Origin of the sequence: Streptomyces sp. NPDC052020 (genome assembly GCF_040680575.1) — a bacterium.
Lineage (GTDB): Bacteria > Actinomycetota > Actinomycetes > Streptomycetales > Streptomycetaceae > Streptomyces.
Window position 1 is genome coordinate 261,472 of record NZ_JBFAWY010000005.1, and the last position, 19,156, is coordinate 280,627.

Annotated in this window: 15 protein-coding genes and 1 tRNA gene; 10 read left to right on the forward strand and 6 right to left on the reverse strand. The window is 70.5% G+C overall.

The features are described from left to right. Nucleotides 1-240: 240 nt before the first annotated feature. Together AB0L74_RS07140 and AB0L74_RS07145 are read right to left on the reverse strand one after the other, a co-directional pair. Complete coding sequence (locus AB0L74_RS07140) at nt 241-624, reverse strand: hypothetical protein (RefSeq protein ID WP_365646603.1); 384 nt, start codon at nt 622-624, stop codon at nt 241-243. After that, nucleotides 618-1,205 (reverse strand): ATP-binding protein, encoded by a 588-nt coding sequence (locus AB0L74_RS07145; protein ID WP_365646606.1) that lies wholly within the window; start codon nt 1,203-1,205, stop codon nt 618-620. The genes AB0L74_RS07140 and AB0L74_RS07145 overlap by 7 nt, the downstream gene beginning before the upstream one ends. Before the next feature lie 175 nt (nt 1,206-1,380). On the opposite strand from AB0L74_RS07145, the gene AB0L74_RS07150 reads away from it, so the two are divergent. Then, nucleotides 1,381-2,694, forward strand: coding sequence for a helix-turn-helix transcriptional regulator (locus AB0L74_RS07150; RefSeq protein WP_365646608.1), 1,314 nt, complete (start codon nt 1,381-1,383; stop codon nt 2,692-2,694). After that, nucleotides 2,691-3,257: a flavoprotein gene (locus tag AB0L74_RS07155; protein ID WP_365646611.1), complete on the forward strand. Its 567-nt coding sequence runs from the start codon at nt 2,691-2,693 to the stop codon at nt 3,255-3,257. Before AB0L74_RS07150 ends, AB0L74_RS07155 begins: the two co-directional genes overlap by 4 nt. Before the next feature lie 126 nt (nt 3,258-3,383). Here the strand turns inward: AB0L74_RS07155 and AB0L74_RS07160 are convergent. Then, a tRNA-Gly gene (locus AB0L74_RS07160) sits at nt 3,384-3,457 on the reverse strand. 853 nt (nt 3,458-4,310) lie between these two features. On the opposite strand from AB0L74_RS07160, the gene dcd reads away from it, so the two are divergent. Both dcd and AB0L74_RS07170 read left to right on the forward strand, forming a co-directional pair. After that, on the forward strand, nt 4,311-4,886 hold the full coding sequence (gene dcd, locus AB0L74_RS07165) for a dCTP deaminase (RefSeq protein ID WP_029381043.1): 576 nt from the start codon (nt 4,311-4,313) through the stop codon (nt 4,884-4,886). A gap of 67 nt (nt 4,887-4,953) precedes the next feature. After that, nucleotides 4,954-5,451: a phosphoribosyltransferase gene (locus AB0L74_RS07170; RefSeq protein WP_164397822.1), complete on the forward strand. Its 498-nt coding sequence runs from the start codon at nt 4,954-4,956 to the stop codon at nt 5,449-5,451. Nucleotides 5,452-5,569: 118 nt separating this feature from the next. Here the strand turns inward: AB0L74_RS07170 and AB0L74_RS07175 are convergent, their stop codons facing one another. Both AB0L74_RS07175 and AB0L74_RS07180 read right to left on the reverse strand, forming a co-directional pair. Continuing rightward, on the reverse strand, nt 5,570-6,637 hold the full coding sequence (locus AB0L74_RS07175) for a Yip1 family protein (RefSeq protein WP_365646613.1): 1,068 nt from the start codon (nt 6,635-6,637) through the stop codon (nt 5,570-5,572). A gap of 173 nt (nt 6,638-6,810) precedes the next feature. Next, entirely contained in the window at nt 6,811-9,108 is a 2,298-nt protein-coding gene (locus AB0L74_RS07180) for a (Fe-S)-binding protein (protein ID WP_365646616.1), read from the reverse strand. Nucleotides 9,109-9,716: 608 nt separating this feature from the next. Here AB0L74_RS07180 and dnaK point away from each other — a divergent pair. From dnaK to AB0L74_RS07200, 4 genes are read left to right on the forward strand one after another with little or no spacing between them, the layout of a single operon-like run. Further along, a complete protein-coding gene (gene dnaK, locus AB0L74_RS07185; protein ID WP_365646619.1) occupies nt 9,717-11,561 on the forward strand; it encodes a molecular chaperone DnaK in 1,845 nt (614 codons plus the stop codon). Continuing rightward, nucleotides 11,558-12,226, forward strand: coding sequence for a nucleotide exchange factor GrpE (gene grpE, locus AB0L74_RS07190; RefSeq protein WP_365646622.1), 669 nt, complete (start codon nt 11,558-11,560; stop codon nt 12,224-12,226). The genes dnaK and grpE overlap by 4 nt, the downstream gene beginning before the upstream one ends. A 36-nt stretch (nt 12,227-12,262) precedes the next feature. Next, on the forward strand, nt 12,263-13,438 hold the full coding sequence (gene dnaJ, locus AB0L74_RS07195) for a molecular chaperone DnaJ (RefSeq protein ID WP_365646625.1): 1,176 nt from the start codon (nt 12,263-12,265) through the stop codon (nt 13,436-13,438). A 5-nt stretch (nt 13,439-13,443) separates the two neighbouring features. Beyond that, nucleotides 13,444-13,914, forward strand: coding sequence for a helix-turn-helix domain-containing protein (locus AB0L74_RS07200; RefSeq protein WP_365646727.1), 471 nt, complete (start codon nt 13,444-13,446; stop codon nt 13,912-13,914). An 86-nt stretch (nt 13,915-14,000) separates the two neighbouring features. Here AB0L74_RS07200 and AB0L74_RS07205 read toward each other — a convergent pair whose 3' ends face one another. Beyond that, a complete protein-coding gene (locus AB0L74_RS07205) occupies nt 14,001-16,409 on the reverse strand; it encodes a PA14 domain-containing protein (RefSeq protein ID WP_365646628.1) in 2,409 nt (802 codons plus the stop codon). A 399-nt stretch (nt 16,410-16,808) separates the two neighbouring features. Between AB0L74_RS07205 and AB0L74_RS07210 the strand changes: the two genes are divergently transcribed. Together AB0L74_RS07210 and AB0L74_RS07215 are read left to right on the forward strand one after the other, a co-directional pair. Then, nucleotides 16,809-17,915, forward strand: a complete 1,107-nt coding sequence (locus tag AB0L74_RS07210; protein ID WP_365646631.1) for a substrate-binding domain-containing protein — start codon at nt 16,809-16,811, stop codon at nt 17,913-17,915. Nucleotides 17,916-18,103: 188 nt separating this feature from the next. Then, nucleotides 18,104-19,141, forward strand: coding sequence for a helix-turn-helix transcriptional regulator (locus AB0L74_RS07215; RefSeq protein ID WP_365646730.1), 1,038 nt, complete (start codon nt 18,104-18,106; stop codon nt 19,139-19,141). Nucleotides 19,142-19,156 lie beyond the last annotated feature (15 nt).

Genomic DNA, 19,156 nt, shown 5'->3' on the forward strand with positions numbered 1-19,156 from the left:
TGAAGCACGACGTTGGGGCCATGATCTTAGAGGCTCGCCCCAAAGTGGCTGCCTAAAGCCGTGGAGCCGACCGCCCCAGCCACAGAGGGTGTCTTCCCACTTCTTCCCACTTCCTGCCCGCTGCCGCCAGCGCGCCGCCGGGCGGGGCCGCCGCTGGCGAAGACAGGGCGGCGGCCCCGCCGTACAGGCGGTGCGCACCCGCGCCGTGCGCGGGCTTGAACCAGTAGAGAAAGTTGTAACTCACTCTTCCGAGCGGGGCGTGAAGTCGTGAGCGCATGCCGGGAGTTCGGCACCCTGGCGGTGCGCGAGAGGCAGGAAGAACGCCGGTCGGATCGTCCAGGTGATGCGGGTGCCGGCGTGGGTCAGTGACACCGTGCAGGGCTCGGCTCGCAGCAGGGCTCGTCGGGTGTCGATCCGGCCGTCGTACATCCACTCCCACGCATCGGTGTAGGCGTCCGCGTCCAGGGCCGGGGAGATCGTCTGGAGGGCGACCGCTACCCAGCGGTCCGCTTGCGGGGCGGAGTAGGCGTTGAACGATGCCACCAGTGTTGGTGGGCCCTGTTCGGTCAGGCTCTGTGTCCAGCACTCGCACCAGAAGCCCCGTCTCGGTGCCGTCTTCAGCATCGGGAGTCTCCCGGGTGGGTGTCGGCCGGTACGTGCGAAGTCGCCGCCCGATGGGGAGGTGCTTCGGACGTATGGCTCGGTGCGGAGTGGTCGTAGCCGCCAGGTGTGTGGTGTTCGTGGTGGGGTTGTGGCTGTGGTCGGTCATCCGAAGGGTCGTGGGTGGAGCCGGTGATGAGCTGCCTGCCGGGTGCGGAGGGCAGGTCGATCTCGGCCCAGCAGCATTTGCCCCTGTGTTTCCGCTCGGTCCCGTAGCGGTCGGCGAGTGCGGAGACGAGGAACATGCCTCTGCCGTTCTCGCTGTACGTGTCCGGGAGACCGATCTTCGGCAGGGATGCACTGGTGTCATGGACCTCCATCCTCAACACGGGTGCCCGGGGGTACAGGGTCAGGAGGATGTGACTGGAGCCGGCGTGCTGTACGGCGTTGGTGAGCAGTTCGCTGAGTACGAGTTCGGCCCTCTGCAGCACCTCGGCATCCCACTCTCCACTCCAGCCCCCTATCGCGCGCACCGCTCGGTGCCGCGCATCGGTGACGGCGATAGGGCTGGCAAGTACCGGCAGGGTGAACTTGTGCGTGTCCATCAACGGCGGCCCTTCGTGAACGTGTGCGGCCGTTTCAGGCAAGCAGTCCGGCGCGGTCACCGGCCTGCACCGGTGCCGACGCTGCATCAGGTATGCAGGTTCCGCATCTCGGCGAGGCACGGCTGACCTACGCTCGTTGAGCAGGCGGGGTCAACGGCGGAAGGATCCGTGACAGATGGCCGCAGCGCACAGTGAGTCGATACGGATCGGCGAGGTGATTCGCCGTGCCCGGGTACTACAGGGCCGCTCGCAAAAGGACGTCGCCGCCTCGTTGGGATACCACCAGTCCAAGGTGAGCCGACTGGAGAGCGGGCGTGGCACGGACAACATGGGAGTGCTGCGTGCGGTTGCGGCGGAACTCCGCATCCCAGCATGGGAGGTAGGTCTCGCCGTCGCTCGTGAAGCCTCCACCGCCGACCCGGGAGCAGAAGATATGCAGCGCCGCACCTTCATCGCCGCGAGCATGGCCGTGAGTACCGCCGCGCTCACTGCTTCCCCCGATCCTCTCGTCAGTGACTCTCCCGCCTGCGACTCCTCTGACGCGCGTATCGGGCTCGTGCGGGCGCTGTTGCCGGGAACCAGCCCGGAGGGCACCGGTGCCTCGCTGGACACGAACTGCCTTCGTCTGCGCGTCGGCGCAGCACGCAGGCTCTTCCACCTCTGTGACTACGCAGGGCTGGAGCAAGTGCTGCCGGGTCTGATCGCGGACCTGCGGCAGGCGTCCGGCGGTACGGCGGGCAGCACCGACCTCTCGGGGCTGCTGGCCACCGCGTATCAGACCCTGACCAGTCTGCTGCTCAAGCAGAACGACCAGGGCAACGCCTGGCTCGCCGTCGGCCGGGCCATGACCGAGGCCGAGCGTTGCGGCGACCCGGTGGTCCTGGCGTCGAGCGTCCGCGTGCAGGCCCACGTCCTGGCGCGCGCGAAGCACCCGACCCAGGCTGTCAGCCTCGTCCGGCACACTGCCGAGCGGCTCACCGGGTCCTACGACCGCCGGTCTCCGCAGTACCTCGCGGCCCTCGGACTGCTGTTACTGCGTGGTGTCACCTCGGCCGGCAGCGGCGGGGACCGTGGCGCGGCGCGGGAACTGCTCACGGAGGCGAAGGAAGTGGCGCGCTACGTCGCGCTCGACCGGCCGGACGCCTGGGCCAGCTTCAGCCCCACCAACGTCGCCCTGCACGAGGTCAGCGCCTTGGTGGCCTTCGGTGACGCCGACCGCGCCCTGCGGACGGCCCGCCCGCTCATGCGCCGTCCCCTTCCTGTCCCCGAACGCCGGGCCTCTCTGTGGATCGACACGGCCCGCGCCTACAGTCAGCAGGGACGGCTCGCAGACGGCTACCAGGCCCTGCGCATCGCCGAGACCTGCGCCGCCCAGGACGTCCGCCGTCCTGCCGTCCGTGAGCTGGTCGCCGGCATGGCCGCCCGCGATCGCCGCCGTACCCTGCCGGAACTGCACCGATTCAGCCGCCGCCTGGGAGTCACCGCGTGAACGAGTCGAGCGCTTCGGACAAGAGGCCCTTCCTGTACGTCGTCGTCTGCGCGTGTGGCGTCGCTGCCGACGTCGACAGGCTGATCACAGCAGCACAGGAGCGACACTGGGACGTGGGCGTCGTCGCCACTCCCCGAGGCCTGGGATTCCTCGACACCGCAGCGATCGAGAAACAGACGGGCTATCCGATCCGCTCCGCTTGGCGCGCACCCGGCGATCCCCGTCCACTCCCGCCGGCGGACGCCATCGCCGTCGCCCCGGCCAGCTTCAACACGGTCAACAAATGGGCGGCAGGCATATCGGACACCCTCGCCCTCGGGATCCTCTGCGAGGCGTACGGGATGGGTGTTCCCACGGCTGTCCTTCCCTACCTGAACGCCGCCCAAGCGGCTCACCCCGCCTATCAGCGAAGCCTGGACCAGCTCCGGGAGATGGGCATCCTGATCGGCTCCTACGAACCCCACCAGCCCAAGGCAGGCGGCGGCGCCGACAGCTTCCGCTGGGAGGAGGCCCTTGACCTCCTGGCACCGCGGCTTCGTACCCGGTCGTCGGCCGGTCGGTGACCTTCACCACTGGCGGAGGTCACCCTGCGAGCCCCTTGTGGTGCGGAACTGGCACGCCTGTGGCATAGGCCCACCTATCACGCCGCACAACAACAAGGCCCAGGTCTCTGACCTGGGCCTTAAGCATGGAGCGGGTGACGAGAATCGAACTCGCGCTCTCAGCTTGGGAAGCTGATGTTCTACCATTAAACTACACCCGCGTACGTAAGACACCGGTCGGAACCGGTGTCCGGACGCTCGCCTACTGTACAACATCCCAGGCTCCCGGTGGTCACGCCGTGGGGCCTGCGCGCGTTGTCCGGCGAGGGGATCCGGCTGCGGGCCACCGGAGTTGGGGCGTACGGTGGGGGCCTCGAGGGAGTCGCGGGGTTCTGGAACGGGGTGAGGGAAGGGACTGGAGCGGCCGTCCGGAGGGTAATCGGCCGGAGGCGGGGCGGACTGCCCGGCTGGTCCCCGGCGGGCCCCGACGGGCCGCCGGGGAGGGAGCCGGCGGGACCTCGGAGTGCGCTCCGGCAGGGGTCTTGGCGCGGGTCTGGCAGGGGCCCCGACACAGCCCCCGCCAGGGACTCCGGCGCGCGGCAGGGGCCGCGACGGACCTCCGATCCGGACCCTGACGGGGCCTCCGGTCCGGACCCCGACGGGGCCTCCGACCCGGACCCCGACGGGCCTCCGACCCGGCCCCGGGGGTGGGCTCCGGCGGGGCGGAGTGCCGCCTGGAGAGTCGTTCCTTTGATCCCGTAGTGTGGCTTTTGTCGTCAGGGCAGTAAGCCAGACGCGGCTCTTGGGGAAGGGACTTCAGGACTTGATGGAGCGCACCGTCGTCCGCTGTGCCGATGGGCACGTTTTCAGCACCGCTTCGTTCCCGATGCAGCAGGCCGAGCGACTCGGTCCCGGGCGGCTCGTCCGCTGTCCGCGCTGCGCGCGGCTGCGCAGTGCCGTGCCCGTGAGTTTGGAGATGCAGAAGCACTAGCGGCAGCGCGATCGCGAGATCGTCCGGGCGCGCGGAGAGGCCGCGATTGTGGCTGCTCCGCGCGCCTTGCGTATCCTCGGGGCGTGCTTCTCTCAGACAAGGACATCCGGGCCGAGATCGACGCCGGGCGGGTACGGATCGATCCCTATGACGAATCCATGGTGCAGCCGTCCAGCATCGACGTGCGCCTGGACCGTTACTTCCGGGTGTTCGAGAACCACCGGTACCCGCACATCGACCCGTCCGTCGAGCAGGCGGACCTCACGCGGCTCGTCGAGCCCGAGGGGGACGAACCGTTCATCCTGCACCCCGGTGAGTTCGTGCTGGCCAGTACGTATGAGGTCATCACGCTGCCCGACGATCTCGCCTCGCGGCTGGAGGGGAAGAGCTCCCTCGGGCGGCTCGGGCTCGTCACCCACTCCACCGCCGGGTTCATCGACCCCGGGTTCTCCGGGCACGTGACCCTGGAGCTGTCCAATCTCGCCACCCTGCCGATCAAGCTGTGGCCCGGCATGAAGATCGGCCAGCTGTGCATGTTCCGGCTCAGTTCGCCGGCCGCGCACCCGTACGGGAGTGAGCGGTACGGGTCGCGTTATCAGGGGCAGCGGGGGCCGACCGCCTCGCGTTCCTTCATCAATTTCCACCGGACCCAGGTATGAGCGGCACGCGCGGCGCGAGCCGTGCGCGCGGCCTGGACGCAGCGACGACGCAGGCAGGACGCAGGTAATGAGTGACGTACGGGAGAATCTGAGTTACGAGCAGTTCGGCGTCGCCGTCCGGGAGCTCGCGCAGGCCGTCGCCGACGACGGGTACGAGCCGGACATCGTGCTCTCCATCGCCCGGGGCGGCGTGTTCGTCGCCGGCGGGCTCGCCTACGCCCTGGACTGCAAGAACATCCACCTCGTGAACGTGGAGTTCTACACCGGCGTCGGTACCACGCTGGAGATGCCGGTGATGCTGGCGCCGGTGCCCAACGCCATCGACTTCTCCGACAAGAAGGTCCTGATCGCCGACGACGTCGCCGACACCGGCAAGACGCTGAAGCTGGTGCGCGAGTTCTGCCTCGATGCCGTGGCCGAGGTGCGCAGCGCGGTGATCTATGAGAAGTCCCACTCGCTGGTGAAGTGCGAGTACGTCTGGAAGCGGACCGACGACTGGATCAACTTCCCGTGGTCCGTCCAGCCGCCCGTGGTCAAGCGGAGCGGGCAGGTGCTCGACGCCTGACGCCGGGGACGGCGGGAACGAACAGGGCGGGGGAGAGGACAGGGAAAGCCCCCGGCGACGACCTCTGGAACCGGAACCGAGGTCTCGCCGGGGGCTTCCGTATGGGCCTGAGCGTCTTCTAGAACGTGCCCAGCTTCACGATCGACAGCAGGGCGATCAGCTGGATCGCACAGGCGCCGAGCGCCTTGGGCCAGGGCAGATCGTGGGAGCGGCGGACCATGAGGGTCAGCAGGACGCCGGCCGCGATCCAGGTGGCCCAGCCCAGGATCTGGACGAAGGGCGCGTCGCCGCCGAGGAACATCGCGACGACCAGGCGGGGCGCGTCCGTGACGGACATGATCAGCATGGACAGGCCCACCGTGGGCTGCCAGGCGCCGTCGCCGCCGAGCTGGCGGGCCAGGGTGTGGGTGACCACGCCCAGGACGAAGGCGCTCAGGACCATCGCGACGGACGTCGTCAGCACGATCGGGATCGCGTTCGACAGGGTGGCGTTGATCGCGTCCTCGCGCGCGCCGTCGAAGCCGAAGACCGCCAGCAGGCCGTAGCAGAAGGTGACGACGAGGGCGGGGCCCCACATCGTGTAGTCCCGCATCCGCAGGAAGGTCTGGTTGGGCGCGGTGACGATGCCCTTCAGCAGTTCCTTCCAGGGCAGGCGCGGGCCGACCGGGCCGGCCGGCGCGGTGGCCGAGCCGGCGCGGTAGGTCTCGCCCTGGGTGTAGGGGTCCTCGCCGATCGAGAAGGCCTGGGTGTGGCCCGGGTTGTTGGCCGCGTAGGCCCCCTGCGGGGCACCCGGGGCGCCCGGAACGCCGCCGTGCGGGCCCTGCGGTCCGGGCGGGCCCGGCGGGTGGGCGCCGCCGTCGCCGAAGTACTCCGGCTCGCCGTGGCCGCCACCGCCGTAGCCGCCTCCGTTCGGCTGCGGCCAGGGGCTGCCGGGTGTGCCGGGACCGCCGCCGTAGGACGGCGGCTGCTGCTGCGGGTACGGCTGCGGTGCCGGGGGGTAGCCGTACGACGGCCCCTGCGGCGTCTGCTGCCCGTACGGGGGGTGTTGCGGTCGCGTCTGAGGAGCGCCGTTGTCCCGGCCGCGTCCGATCCTGAATCCAGCCACGTCTTCGAACGTACCTGTTCCCGGCGGGTGACGTGCCGGGCCCGGCCTTTCGGGCCGGGCTTTGCGGCCGAGCTGTGACATCCCTTACGGGGCATGACGGGGGTTCACCGGCGTGTCCCCTAGGGGGCGTCGGGGCCGCCCCGGAAACGGCGGCACCCCCAGGGCCCGCGCGGACGCGTGGACGCTGGGGGTGCCGGGGCGGCGGGGCGCCGGGTTCCCGGAAGGGACCGGTGTTCCTTACGGACCGGTGCCGGTTACTTCACCGGCTCGGGCTCCGGCGCGTTCGCGGAGTCCGCCGAGCCCGCGGGCGGCTCGTCCTCGTCCGCGGCCGGGGTCTTGACGGAGTCCAGCAGCAGCTGGGCGACGTCGACGACCTGGATGGACTCCTTGGCTTTGCCGTCGTTCTTCTTGCCGTTGACCGAGTCGGTCAGCATCACCAGGCAGAACGGGCAGGCGGTGGAGACGATGTCCGGGTTGAGGGAGAGGGCCTCGTCGACGCGCTCGTTGTTGATGCGCTTGCCGATCCGCTCCTCCATCCACATCCGGGCGCCGCCGGCGCCGCAGCAGAAGCCGCGCTCCTTGTGGCGGTGCATCTCCTCGTTGCGCAGGCCCGGGACCTTGCCGATGATCTCGCGCGGGGGCGTGTAGATCTTGTTGTGGCGGCCCAGGTAGCAGGGGTCGTGGTAGGTGATGATGCCGTCGACCGGGGTCACCGGGATCAGCTTCCCCTCGTCGACCAGGTGCTGGAGCAGCTGGGTGTGGTGGATGACCTCGTAGTCGCCGCCCAGCTGCGGGTACTCGTTGCCCAGCGTGTTGAGGCAGTGCGGGCAGGTGGCGACGATCTTCTTCGCCGACTTCGGCTTCCTCGACTCCGGCGTGACCTTGCCGTCGTCGTCCAGCTCCTCACCGAACGCCGCGTTCAGCGCCATGACGTTCTCCATGCCGAGCTCCTGGAACAGGGGCTCGTTGCCCAGGCGGCGGGCGGAGTCGCCGGTGCACTTCTCGTCACCGCCCATGATCGCGAACTTCACGCCCGCGATGTGGAGCAGCTCGGCGAAGGCCTTGGTGGTCTTCTTGGCGCGGTCCTCCAGGGCGCCGGCGCAGCCGACCCAGTACAGGTACTCGACCTCGGACAGGTCCTCGATGTCCTTGCCGACGACCGGGACCTCGAAGTCGACCTCCTTGGTCCACTCCAGGCGCTGCTTCTTCGCCAGGCCCCAGGGGTTGCCCTTCTTCTCCAGGTTCTTGAGCATCGTGCCCGCCTCGGACGGGAACGCGGACTCGATCATCACCTGGTAGCGGCGCATGTCGACGATGTGGTCGACGTGCTCGATGTCGACGGGGCACTGCTCGACGCAGGCGCCGCAGGTGGTGCAGGACCACAGGACGTCCGGGTCGATGACGCCGTTCTCCTCCAGCGTGCCGACCAGCGGGCGCTCGGCCTCCGCCAGGGCGGCGGCGGGCACGTCCTTCAGCTGCTCCTCGGACGCCTTCTCCTCGCCCTCCATCGTCTTGCCGCCGCCGGCCAGCAGGTACGGCGCCTTGGCGTGGGCGTGGTCCCGCAGCGACATGATCAGCAGCTTGGGGGAGAGGGGCTTGCCCGTGTTCCAGGCCGGGCACTGCGACTGGCAGCGGCCGCACTCGGTGCAGGTGGAGAAGTCCAGCAGGCCCTTCCAGGAGAACTGCTCGACCTGGGAGACGCCGAAGACGTCGTCGTCACCGGGGTCGGTGAAGTCGATCGGCTTGCCGCCGCTCGTCATCGGCTGGAGCGCGCCCAGGGCCGTCTCACCGGTGGCGTTGCGCTTGAACCAGATGTTGGGGAAGGCCAGGAAGCGGTGCCAGGCCACGCCCATGTTGGTGTTCAGGCTGACCGTGATCATCCAGATCATGGTCGTGCCCAGCTTGATCATGGCGAAGAGGTAGACCAGGTTCTGCAGCGTCGCGACGCTCAGTCCCTTGAACGCCAGTACCAGCGGGTACGAGGCGAAGTACGCCGCCTCGTAGTGGTCCACGTGGTGCAGGGCGCCCTCCAGGCCGCGCAGTACGTAGATCGCGAGACCGATGGTGAGGATGACGTACTCGACGAAGTACGCCTGGCCCATCTTGGAGCCCGCGAAGCGGGACTTGCGGCCCGGGCGCGAGGGCAGGCTCAGCAGCCGGATGACCATCAGCGCCAGGATGCCGAGGGTCGTCATCGCGCTGATGAACTCGATGTACAGCTCGTACGGCAGGAAGCCGCCGAGGACCGGAAGCGTCCAGTCGGCCTGGAAGAGCTGGCCGTAGGCGGTGACGATGGTCGGCGGCAGCGTCAGGAAGCCGATGGCCACGAACCAGTGGGCGATGCCGACGATGCCCCACCGGTTCATGCGGGTGTGGCCGAGGAACTCCCGCACCAGCGTCACGCTGCGCTGGTAGGGGTTGTCGGTCCGGGTGCCGGCGGGTACGGGCTGGCCCAGTCTGAAGTACCGGACGAACTGGCCGATGGCGCGCGCGAGCAGCGCCACGCCGACCACGGTCAGGACCAGCGACACGATGATCGCGGCGAGTTGCATGGAGGCTCCTCGGGCCTGCGAGGCGGTTCTGCGAGGTGATCGCGGTGATGGCGGTGATGGCGGATACGGTGCTGATTACTAAGCGGTAACTTACCCAGTCCGTCTGAGACTACCCGTATCTCCTGCCGCACTGTAGCCAGGCGTGCGGTGATCTGCGTCGCTGAGGCGACCCTGACCGCCCGGCCGCCCGTGCGCCCGGCCGGTCGGACGCGATGCCTCACTGGGGGGGGGCAGGTCCATTCTGACAAAAGACCGGCAAACTGGGATGTTCGGGTTCGTCTTCGGCGGGCGAAGGGGGCGGGTGCCCGGGTGTCCGGGGGTCCGGGTGTCCGGGTGCGTCTGTGGGTCCGGGTGTCCGAGTGCGTCTGTGGGTCCGGGGGGCCGGGGGTCCGGGTGTCCGTCGACCGCGCGGTGGCCGCATCGCCCGTCGGCGCGTCCGCGCGCCTTTTCGCTTTCCGGGCCGTTCTCCGGATTTCCCCAGGTCGAGGCGCGGTTGCGCGTAAGGCGTGGATAAGAGTTGAGCCTGTCGGGCTCAGGTCTGTTGACCCAGACCGGGGCCTCGGGCACACTTGAGCCTGTTCCACTCAAGTCAGCTGGAGGAATCAACCATGGCACGTGCGGTCGGCATCGACCTGGGCACGACTAACTCCGTCGTCAGCGTTCTGGAGGGCGGCGAGCCCACCGTCATCACCAACGCCGAGGGTGCCAGGACCACGCCGTCCGTCGTCGCCTTCGCCAAGAACGGCGAGGTGCTGGTCGGTGAGGTGGCCAAGCGCCAGGCCGTCACCAACGTCGACAGGACCATCCGGTCGGTCAAGCGCCACATGGGCACCGACTGGAAGATCAACCTGGACGGCAAGGACTTCAACCCGCAGCAGATCAGCGCCTTCGTGCTGCAGAAGCTGAAGCGGGACGCCGAGGCATACCTGGGCGAGAAGGTCACCGACGCGGTCATCACCGTCCCGGCGTACTTCAACGACGCCGAGCGCCAGGCCACCAAGGAGGCCGGCGAGATCGCCGGTCTGAACGTGCTGCGGATCGTGAACGAGCCGACCGCGGCCGCCCTGGCCTACGGCCTCGACAAGGACGACCAGACCATCCTGGTCTTCGACCTCGGCGGCGGCACCTTCGACGTCTCGCTGCTGGAGATCGGCGACGGCGTCGTCGAGGTGAAGGCCACCAACGGTGACAACCACCTCGGTGGTGACGACTGGGACCAGCGCGTCGTCGACTACCTGGTCAAGCAGTTCCAGTCCGGCCACGGCGTGGACCTCAGCAAGGACAAGATGGCGCTCCAGCGCCTGCGCGAGGCCGCCGAGAAGGCGAAGATCGAGCTGTCCTCGTCCACCGAGACCTCGATCAACCTGCCCTACATCACCGCCTCCGCCGAGGGCCCCCTGCACCTCGACGAGAAGCTGACCCGCGCCCAGTTCCAGCAGCTGACCGCGGATCTGCTGGAGCGCTGCAAGACGCCGTTCCACAACGTGATCAAGGACGCCGGCATCTCGATCAACGAGATCGACCACGTCGTCCTGGTCGGCGGTTCCACCCGTATGCCCGCCGTCGCCGAGCTCGTCAAGGAGCTGACCGGCGGCAAGGAGGCCAACAAGGGTGTGAACCCGGACGAGGTCGTCGCCATCGGCGCCTCGCTCCAGGCCGGTGTCCTCAAGGGCGAGGTCAAGGACGTCCTGCTGCTCGACGTCACCCCGCTGTCCCTCGGCATCGAGACCAAGGGCGGCATCATGACCAAGCTGATCGAGCGGAACACGACGATCCCGACCAAGCGGTCCGAGATCTTCACCACCGCCGAGGACAACCAGCCGTCGGTGCAGATCCAGGTCTACCAGGGCGAGCGCGAGATCGCCGCGTACAACAAGAAGCTCGGCATGTTCGAGCTGACCGGTCTGCCCCCGGCGCCGCGCGGCGTCCCGCAGATCGAGGTCTCCTTCGACATCGACGCCAACGGCATCATGCACGTCACGGCGAAGGACCTCGGCACCGGCAAGGAGCAGAAGATGACCGTCACCGGCGGCTCCTCGCTCCCGAAGGAAGAGGTCGACCGCATGCGCGAGGAGGCCGAGCGCTACGCGGAGGAGGACCACAAGCGCCGCGAGGCCGCCGAGACCCGCAACCAGGGCGAGCAGCTCGTCTACCAGACCGAGAAGTTCCTCAAGGACAACGAGGACAAGGTCCCGGCCGAGGTCAAGACCGAGGTCGAGGAAGCGGTCGCCGAGCTGAAGGAGAAGCTCAAGGGCGAGGACACGGCCGAGATCCGCACCGCCACGGAGAAGGTCGCGGCCGTCTCGCAGAAGCTCGGCCAGGCCATGTACGCCGACGCCCAGGCCGCGCAGGCCGCCGGCGGTGCCTCCGCCGGTGCCGGTGAGGCCAAGGCCGACGACGACGTGGTCGACGCCGAGATCGTCGACGAGGACCGGAAGGACGGTGCCGCGTGACGGAGGAGAACCCGGGCTTCGAGGAGAAGCCCGACGTCCCCTCCGGCGCCACCCCCGACGACGCCGAGCCGAAGGCCGCTCCCTCCCCGGAGGAGGGGGCGGCCCCGGACGGGGACGCGAGTGACAAGGCGGGCCTGCTGGCACAGCTGGACCAGGTGCGCACCGCGCTGAACGAGCGGACGGCGGACCTCCAGCGCCTCCAGGCCGAGTACCAGAACTACCGCCGCCGGGTCGAGCGCGACCGGGCCGCGGTCAAGGAGATCGCCGTCGCGAACCTCCTGGCCGAGCTCCTGCCCGTGCTCGACGACATCGGCCGCGCGCGGGAACACGGCGAACTCGTCGGCGGCTTCAAGTCCGTCGCGGAGTCGCTGGAGACGGTCGCGGCCAAGCTGGGCCTCCAGCAGTTCGGCAAGGAGGGCGAGCCCTTCGACCCGACGATCCACGAGGCCCTGATGCACTCCTACGCGCCGGACGTCACCGAGACGACGTGCGTGGCGATCCTGCAGCCCGGGTACCGCATCGGCGAGCGCACCATCCGCCCCGCGCGGGTGGCCGTCGCCGAGCCGCAGCCGGGTGCGCAGACCGTCAAGCCGGCCGAGGAGAGCACCGAGGCGGAGGCGGACACCGCGGAGAACAAGGAGAACGGTGGCCCGGAGGAGGGCTGACGTTATAACGGACGCAGGGAAGGAGGGACGTCGGGGATGAGCACCAAGGACTTCATCGAGAAGGACTACTACAAGGTCCTCGGCGTCCCCAAGGACGCCACCGAGGCCGAGATCAAGAAGGCGTACCGGAAGCTCGCCCGCGAGTTCCACCCGGACGCCAACAAGGGCAACGCCCGGGCCGAGGAGCGGTTCAAGGAGATCTCCGAGGCGAACGACGTCCTCGGCGACCCCAAGAAGCGCAAGGAGTACGACGAGGCCCGCGCCCTCTTCGGCAACGGTGGCTTCCGCCCGGGGCCCGGCGCGGGCGGCGGCTCCTTCAACTTCGACCTGAGCGACCTGTTCGGCGGTCAGGGTCAGGGTCAGGGGGCCGGCGGCTTCGGCGGCGGGCTCGGTGACGTCTTCGGGGGCCTGTTCAACCGCGGCGGCACGGGTGCCACGCGCACCCAGCCGCGGCGCGGCCAGGACGTGGAGTCCGAGGTCACGCTCAGCTTCACGGAGGCGATCGAGGGCGCGACGGTCCCGCTCAGGATGTCGTCGCAGGCGCCCTGCAAGGCATGCTCGGGCACCGGCGACAAGAACGGCACGCCGCGGGTGTGCCCGACCTGCGTTGGCACCGGCCAGGTCGCGCGGGGCTCCGGCGGCGGTTTCTCGCTGACCGACCCCTGCCCGGACTGCAAGGGCCGCGGCCTGATCGCGGAGAGCCCCTGCGAGGTCTGCAAGGGCTCCGGACGCGCCAAGTCCTCCCGGACGATGCAGGTCCGCATCCCGGCCGGGGTGTCGGACGGCCAGCGGATCCGGCTGCGCGGCAAGGGCGCGCCGGGCGAGCGGGGCGGCCCGGCGGGCGACCTGTACGTGGTGGTGCACGTCAAGGACCACCCGGTCTTCGGCCGCAAGGGCGACAACCTCACCGTCACCGTGCCCGTCACCTACGCCGAGGCGGCCCTCGGCGGGGAGATCCGCGTCCCGACCCTGGGCGGACCGCCGGTCACGCTGAAGCTGCCGGCGGGCACCCCCAACGGCCGCACCATGCGGGCCCGGGGCAAGGGCGCGGTCCGCAAGGACGGCACCCGCGGTGATCTGCTGGTCACCGTGGAGGTGAGTGTTCCGCGGGACCTGTCGGGGAAGGCTCGTGACGCGCTCGAGGCGTATCGCGAGGCGACCGCGGGCGAGGATCCGCGGGCGGAGCTGTTCGAGGCCGCGAAGGGAGCATGAGGGAGATGGACGGCCGCCGTCCCCGCCAGCGCGGGGGTTTCTCACCGTATGAGCTGACCGAGGACACCCCGGTCTACGTCATCTCGGTCGCCGCCCAGCTCTCCGGCCTGCACCCGCAGACGCTGCGGCAGTACGACCGGCTCGGCCTCGTCTCCCCGGACCGCACGGCCGGCCGGGGTCGGCGCTACTCGGCCCGCGACATCCAGCTGCTGCGCCAGGTGCAGCAGCTGTCGCAGGACGAGGGCATCAACCTGGCCGGCATCAAGCGCATCATCGAACTGGAGAACCAGGTCGCCGCGCTCCAGGCCCGTGTCCAGGAGCTCCAGGACGCGCTCGACGGAGCGGCGGCGGCGATGCGCCAGCGCGAGGCGGCGGTGCACGCCTCCTACCGGCGCGACCTGGTGCCGTACCAGGAGGTGCAGCAGACCAGCGCGCTGGTGGTGTGGCGGCCCAAGCGGCAGCAGCAGTCGGACTGACGCGGCGCGCGCACGCGCGGCGAAGGGGCCCGGAGGGTGTCTCCGGGCCCCTTCGGCGTGCCGGCGTGCGGGCCGGCCGGGTCACCTCACAGCCAGGTGTCCCAGATGCCGTAGGCGTGTTCCCACATGACCTTCTCGGCGCCCGACGGGTCGCTGTAGACGGCCCGGTAGTGGTAGAGCCCGAGCCGGTTCTCGTGCACCTCCATGTCCAGGTGGAACTGCGGGTCGTCGGTCTTGCCCGTGGCGAGCGTGGTCCAGGAGGCGGTGGCCGGGTCCCACCGCTCGTAGCGGTAGTCGGTCCAGTTCTCGCAGGGCGGGGCGTAGAGCGTCTGGCCGCAGTGGACGAAGAGCTCCGGGTACTGGTCGGCGGTGACCCCGGTGCCGGACCAGCCCGGCGGGCGGGTGTCGGGCAGGGCGACGGTGATCTCCGCCGGGAGGAAGGACTCCGGTCCCTCGTCGTGCGCGGGTGTCCGGTCGATGGCGGCCACCCGGTAGACGTGCTCGCGGCCGTCCGGCAGCGTCGGGCAGTAGATCTCGGTCTCGGAGAGCGAGTCACCGCCCACGCAGCTGCGCTCCCACACCGTCCGTCCCGTCTCTGGGTCGGTGGTGCCCTGCCAGACGTAGTACGCGAAGGCGTCGTCCTCGGGCGACGGCTCCCAGCTCAGGTGCACGCCCATCGGGATCACCTCGGCGGTCAGGCCGGTGACCGGGGCGGGGCGCACGGTGTCGCCGGTGGTCGCCGTGACGGGCGCGCTCGGCGCGGAGGGGTGCCCGTGGCGGTCGATGGTGACGACGCGGTACTCGTACGTGGTCCTGGAGGCGCCCGAGGCGTCCACGCACTCCCCGTACACCACCGCGTGGGACCAGGTCACGTACTCCGGGTCGTAGGAGTCACGGGCGGGGACGGTGCGCAGGGACGGCGGCCCGGGCGGGCCGTCCCCGCTCGGCGGCGCACACCGCTCGACGGTCGTCGTCTCGCCCGTCGCCGGGTCCGTGCGCAGGACGCGGTACGACGGCAGGTGGGCGGCGTCGACCGTCCACGGGTCGGCGCCGCGCCAGCGCAGGACGACCGCGTCGCCCCGGCGGCCCGCGGTGACCTGGTACGGGGCGATGGCCTCCGTCCGGTCCGCCGTGCGCACGGTGATCCCGGCGGGCGGGGAGGGGTTGCCCGCGGCGTCCAGGGCGCGCACCGCGTACCGGTACTCCTCCGCGACGGCGGTCCGCTGGAGCGGCGCCACGTCCGTCGCCGTGGTGGCGGCGCCCGTGGCGAACGCGTCGAGCTGCTCGCCGGTGGTGGGGTCGTACTGCCACACCTCGTAGGAGACGGCGTCCTTCACCGGCGTCCACGTCAGGCGCGGGATGCCGTCCCGGTAGGCGGCGCGCGCGTCGGCGGGGGCCGCGGGCGGGATGTGGTCCCCCAGGGTGAGGGTGGTGGCGGCGGAGTACGCCGACCAGTTGCCGGCCGCGTCGCGGGCCCGTCCCCGGTAGGTGGCCTTCGTGCCGTCGGCGGGCTGCCCCGGGTCGCAGAAGGTGCCCTTGCCGCCGGTGTGGACGGTGGTCCAGGCACCGGTGGCGGGGTTCTGCCGCTGGGCTTCGTACAGGGCGCTGTCGGCGGTGGCGATGAGCTCGGGCCCGGCGACGGTGGCGTCGGTCGGGCAGGCGTCCAGCTCGATGGAGGGGGCCGCGGGCGGGGTCTTGTCGACGGTGGTGACGCCGAGGTCGGCCGTGCCCGCCGACTCGTTGCCGGCCTTGTCGAGCGCGCGGACCTCGTAGTAGTAGACCGCGCCGGTCTTCGGCGGGGTGTCGGTGTGCGAGGCGGCCGCCGTGGTGGTCAGCCGCGTCCAGGCGCCGCTGCCCTTCAGGCGGCGGTGGACGCGGTAGCCGGCGAGGTCCATCTCCTTGTTCCGGGACCAGGTGACCTTGGCCTTGCCGGTCGCCTTGTCGTACGTCACCGCCGCCCCGGCCGGGGTCAGGGGCCGCACCTTGTCGACGGCGGCGGCGGTCCGGGGGGTGTAGGAGAAGCGGACGTTCGCGGTGCCGGTCCAGTTGACGAAGTCGACGCGGAGGGTGTGCCGCCCGGCGGGGACGGTGACGTTGACGGTCTTCTTCACCGTCGACGACACGTTCTTCCACAGGTCGAGCTTGCGGACGCCGTCCAGGTACACCCGGACGCCGTCCTGGGCCGCGGCGGTGAAGGCGAACGGGCCGCCGGAGCCGAAGTCGCGGGTGACGGTCCAGCGGACGGCGACGTGGTTGGCCGGCAGGCCGGGGGCGGGGGCCCCGGAGCCCCAGTTCTGGTCGACGGCCGAGTCGCAGTCGGTCCTCTTCGGGGTGCCGGAGAAGGTGGTGTTCGCGTAGAACTGCCGCTGGTAGACGAGCGAGGCGCAGCCGGTGACCGCGGGAGCCGGGGTGATGCCGGCGGTGAGCAGGCCGCCGGCGGTGGTGAGCACGACGGCGGTCGCGGCGGCCGCGGTCATGCGTCTGGCTGGTTTCATTCGGTCCTCTGCTCGGCGTCGAAGAGGCGGGGTGCCGCCTTCCTGAACAGGACTCGTGAGGTGGGGGAGTGGTTGTACGGCGCCCGCCCGCGCGCCGGCCGCCCGCCGAGTGGCGGTCCCGGCACGGGACTTGGCGGCGGGAAGAGGCGGAAAGAGGTGGGTGGGGGCGGGCGGATGAGAGCGCGGGGGAGGGCGCGGGGTGGGTGCGGGGTGGGCGCGGGGAGGTGAAGGGAGTCGGGAGATGATTCCGCTGCGTCTTCACAATCTATGCGGAGCGTGGTGTTGTCATCTCGTTAAGTGGTTCCGCTTGACGCTGGGTGGCGCCGCCGCGTTGGCTTTTCAGTCACCTGGGGTGCGAAGAGTCCCCGTGTCCGGAAGGCGTCAGAAGTGAGCCCCTGCATGCGTCGTATCGCCCTGTCCGTGGCCGCGTCCGCGGTGACTCTTTCGCTGGCCTCCTGCGGTGTGCTGAACGCGACGGAGAGCGGCGGCGAGGCGAGCCCCACCAAGGGCGACGACATCACGGTGGGCCTGCTGCTCCCGGAGACGGCGAACACGCGCTACGAGCACTTCGACTACCCCATCTTCAAGAAGAAGGTCGCCTCCCTCACCGGGAACAAGGGCAGGGTCGCGTACGCCAACGCGCAGGCCAGCGCCGACAAGCAGGCCGAGCAGTTGCAGACGATGATCGACGACGGGGTCGACGTGATCGTGCTGGACGCCGTCGACGCGCACGCCATCGCGCAGGGCGTGCGCAAGGCCAAGGACGCCGGCATCCCGGTCATCGCCTACGACCGGCTGGCCGAGGGCCCGATCGACGCCTACATCTCCTTCGACAATGAGCTGGTCGGCGAGGCGCAGGGCCGGGCCCTGCTGGAGGCCCTCGGCGACAAGGCCGGCGGGTCGGCCAGGGTCGTCATGGTGAACGGCTCGCCCACCGACCCCAACGCCAAGCAGTTCAAGGCGGGCGCGATGTCCGAGCTGAACGGCAAGGTGACCATCGCCAAGTCCTACGACACCGAGGACTGGAAGCCGGAGAACGCCCAGGCCCACATGGCCGAGGCGATCGAGGCGATCGGCAAGGAGAACATCGCCGCGGTGTACTCCGCCAACGACGGGATGGCGGGCGGCGTCGTCAAGGCGCTGAAGGCGGCGGGCGTCACCGACCTGCCGCCGATCACCGGGCAGGACGCCGAACTGGCGGCGGTGCAGCGGATCGTCGCCGGCGAGCAGTACATGAGCGTCTACAAGCCCTACCCGCAGGAGGCGGAGAGCGCCGCGGAGATGGCCGTGGCCAAGGTCCAGGGACGGGACATCCAGTTCGACGCGCTGACCCGGGACAAGGTCGACAGCCCCACCCACAAGGGCATCCCGGCGCAGCTCGTGCCCGTCGTCTCCCTGACCAAGGCGAACATCGCGAGCACCGTCGTCGCGGACGGCATCTACGAGGTGTCCGACATCTGCACAGCCGCGTACGCGGCCGACTGCGCGGCGATCGGCTTGAAATAGCCACCCGCCCCGGAAATGTTTCTGATGATATGACAGCTTGCATCGGCGTGGTGACCCGAGCCCGGGACACAGCGGTGTGAACCGGTGATTCCCGGCTGCCGCCCCGTCAGGAGCCGTGTTGCGGGCCCGGTTTCCGCCGCGCATAGTTGCGCTGCGGAAGCGGGCTGGAACCGGGGGTGGGCTGGGTGATGGCCGGGCACGGGGCGGACGGGCATCCGCACGGTGCTGACCGACTGTGCGAGGCCGGGGACCGGGTGTATTCCCGGGCCGTGCGGCGCGGCCGGGTGTCCCGCCGGGACGCGGAGCCGGTGCCCTGCCTGCTGGAGCTCGCCCTGTTGCACCCCGACCCCGACGACATGGACTGGCTCGTGCCGACCTCCCCGCAGGAGGTCATGACCCGCCTGCTGCGGGAGGTGCGCGACGAGGTGAGCGCCGGCCAGCGCCGGGTGGACTCGGCGGTGGCGGCCTTCGAGTGGTACGCGGGGCTGGGCCGCCGGGCCCAGCCGGGCCAGGCCGTCCCGGAGGGCTCCGCGATCCGCGTCCTGGACGGCCTCGCCCGCATCCAGACCGCGATGGACGAGGCGACCCAGGCGTGCACGACGGAGGTGCTCACCGTGCAGCCCGGCGGCATCCGCCGCGAGCACGAGCTGGCGGAGGGACTGCACCGGGCACTGGCGCTGCGCGGGCGCGGGGTGCGGATGCGGGACCTGTACACGCATGTGGCGCGGCACGGCCAGGGCCTGCTCGGCTATCTGGAGCTGATGGGCGACGCGGTGGAGGCGCGCACCCTGGACGAGGTCGTCGACCGCCTCATCCTCTTCGACCGCACGGTGGCCTTCATCCCCGCCAACGCCGACTGCTCCATGGCGCTGGAGCTGCGCCACCCGGCCCTCGTCTCCTACCTGGCCACGGTCTTCGAGCGCCTGTGGCGGCTGGCGGTGCCGCTGACCGCGCCGCTGCCGGACACCGGCATCGAGGGCATCTCGCACCGGGAGCGGTCGATAGCGGCGCTGCTGGCGGAGGGCCACCAGGACGCGGTGATCGCCGAGCGGCTCGGCATCAGCGTCCGTACCTGCCGGGCCCACATCGCGCGTCTGTCGGAGACGCTGGGGGCGGCCAGCCGCACCCAGCTGGGCGTGCGGATCGCCCAGGCGGGCCTGGACGGGCCGCCGCGCCCGGCCGCCTTGCCCGGCGTTCCCGAGCGGGGCTCCCCGGGCGCCCGGTGAGGCGGCCGGGCCGGG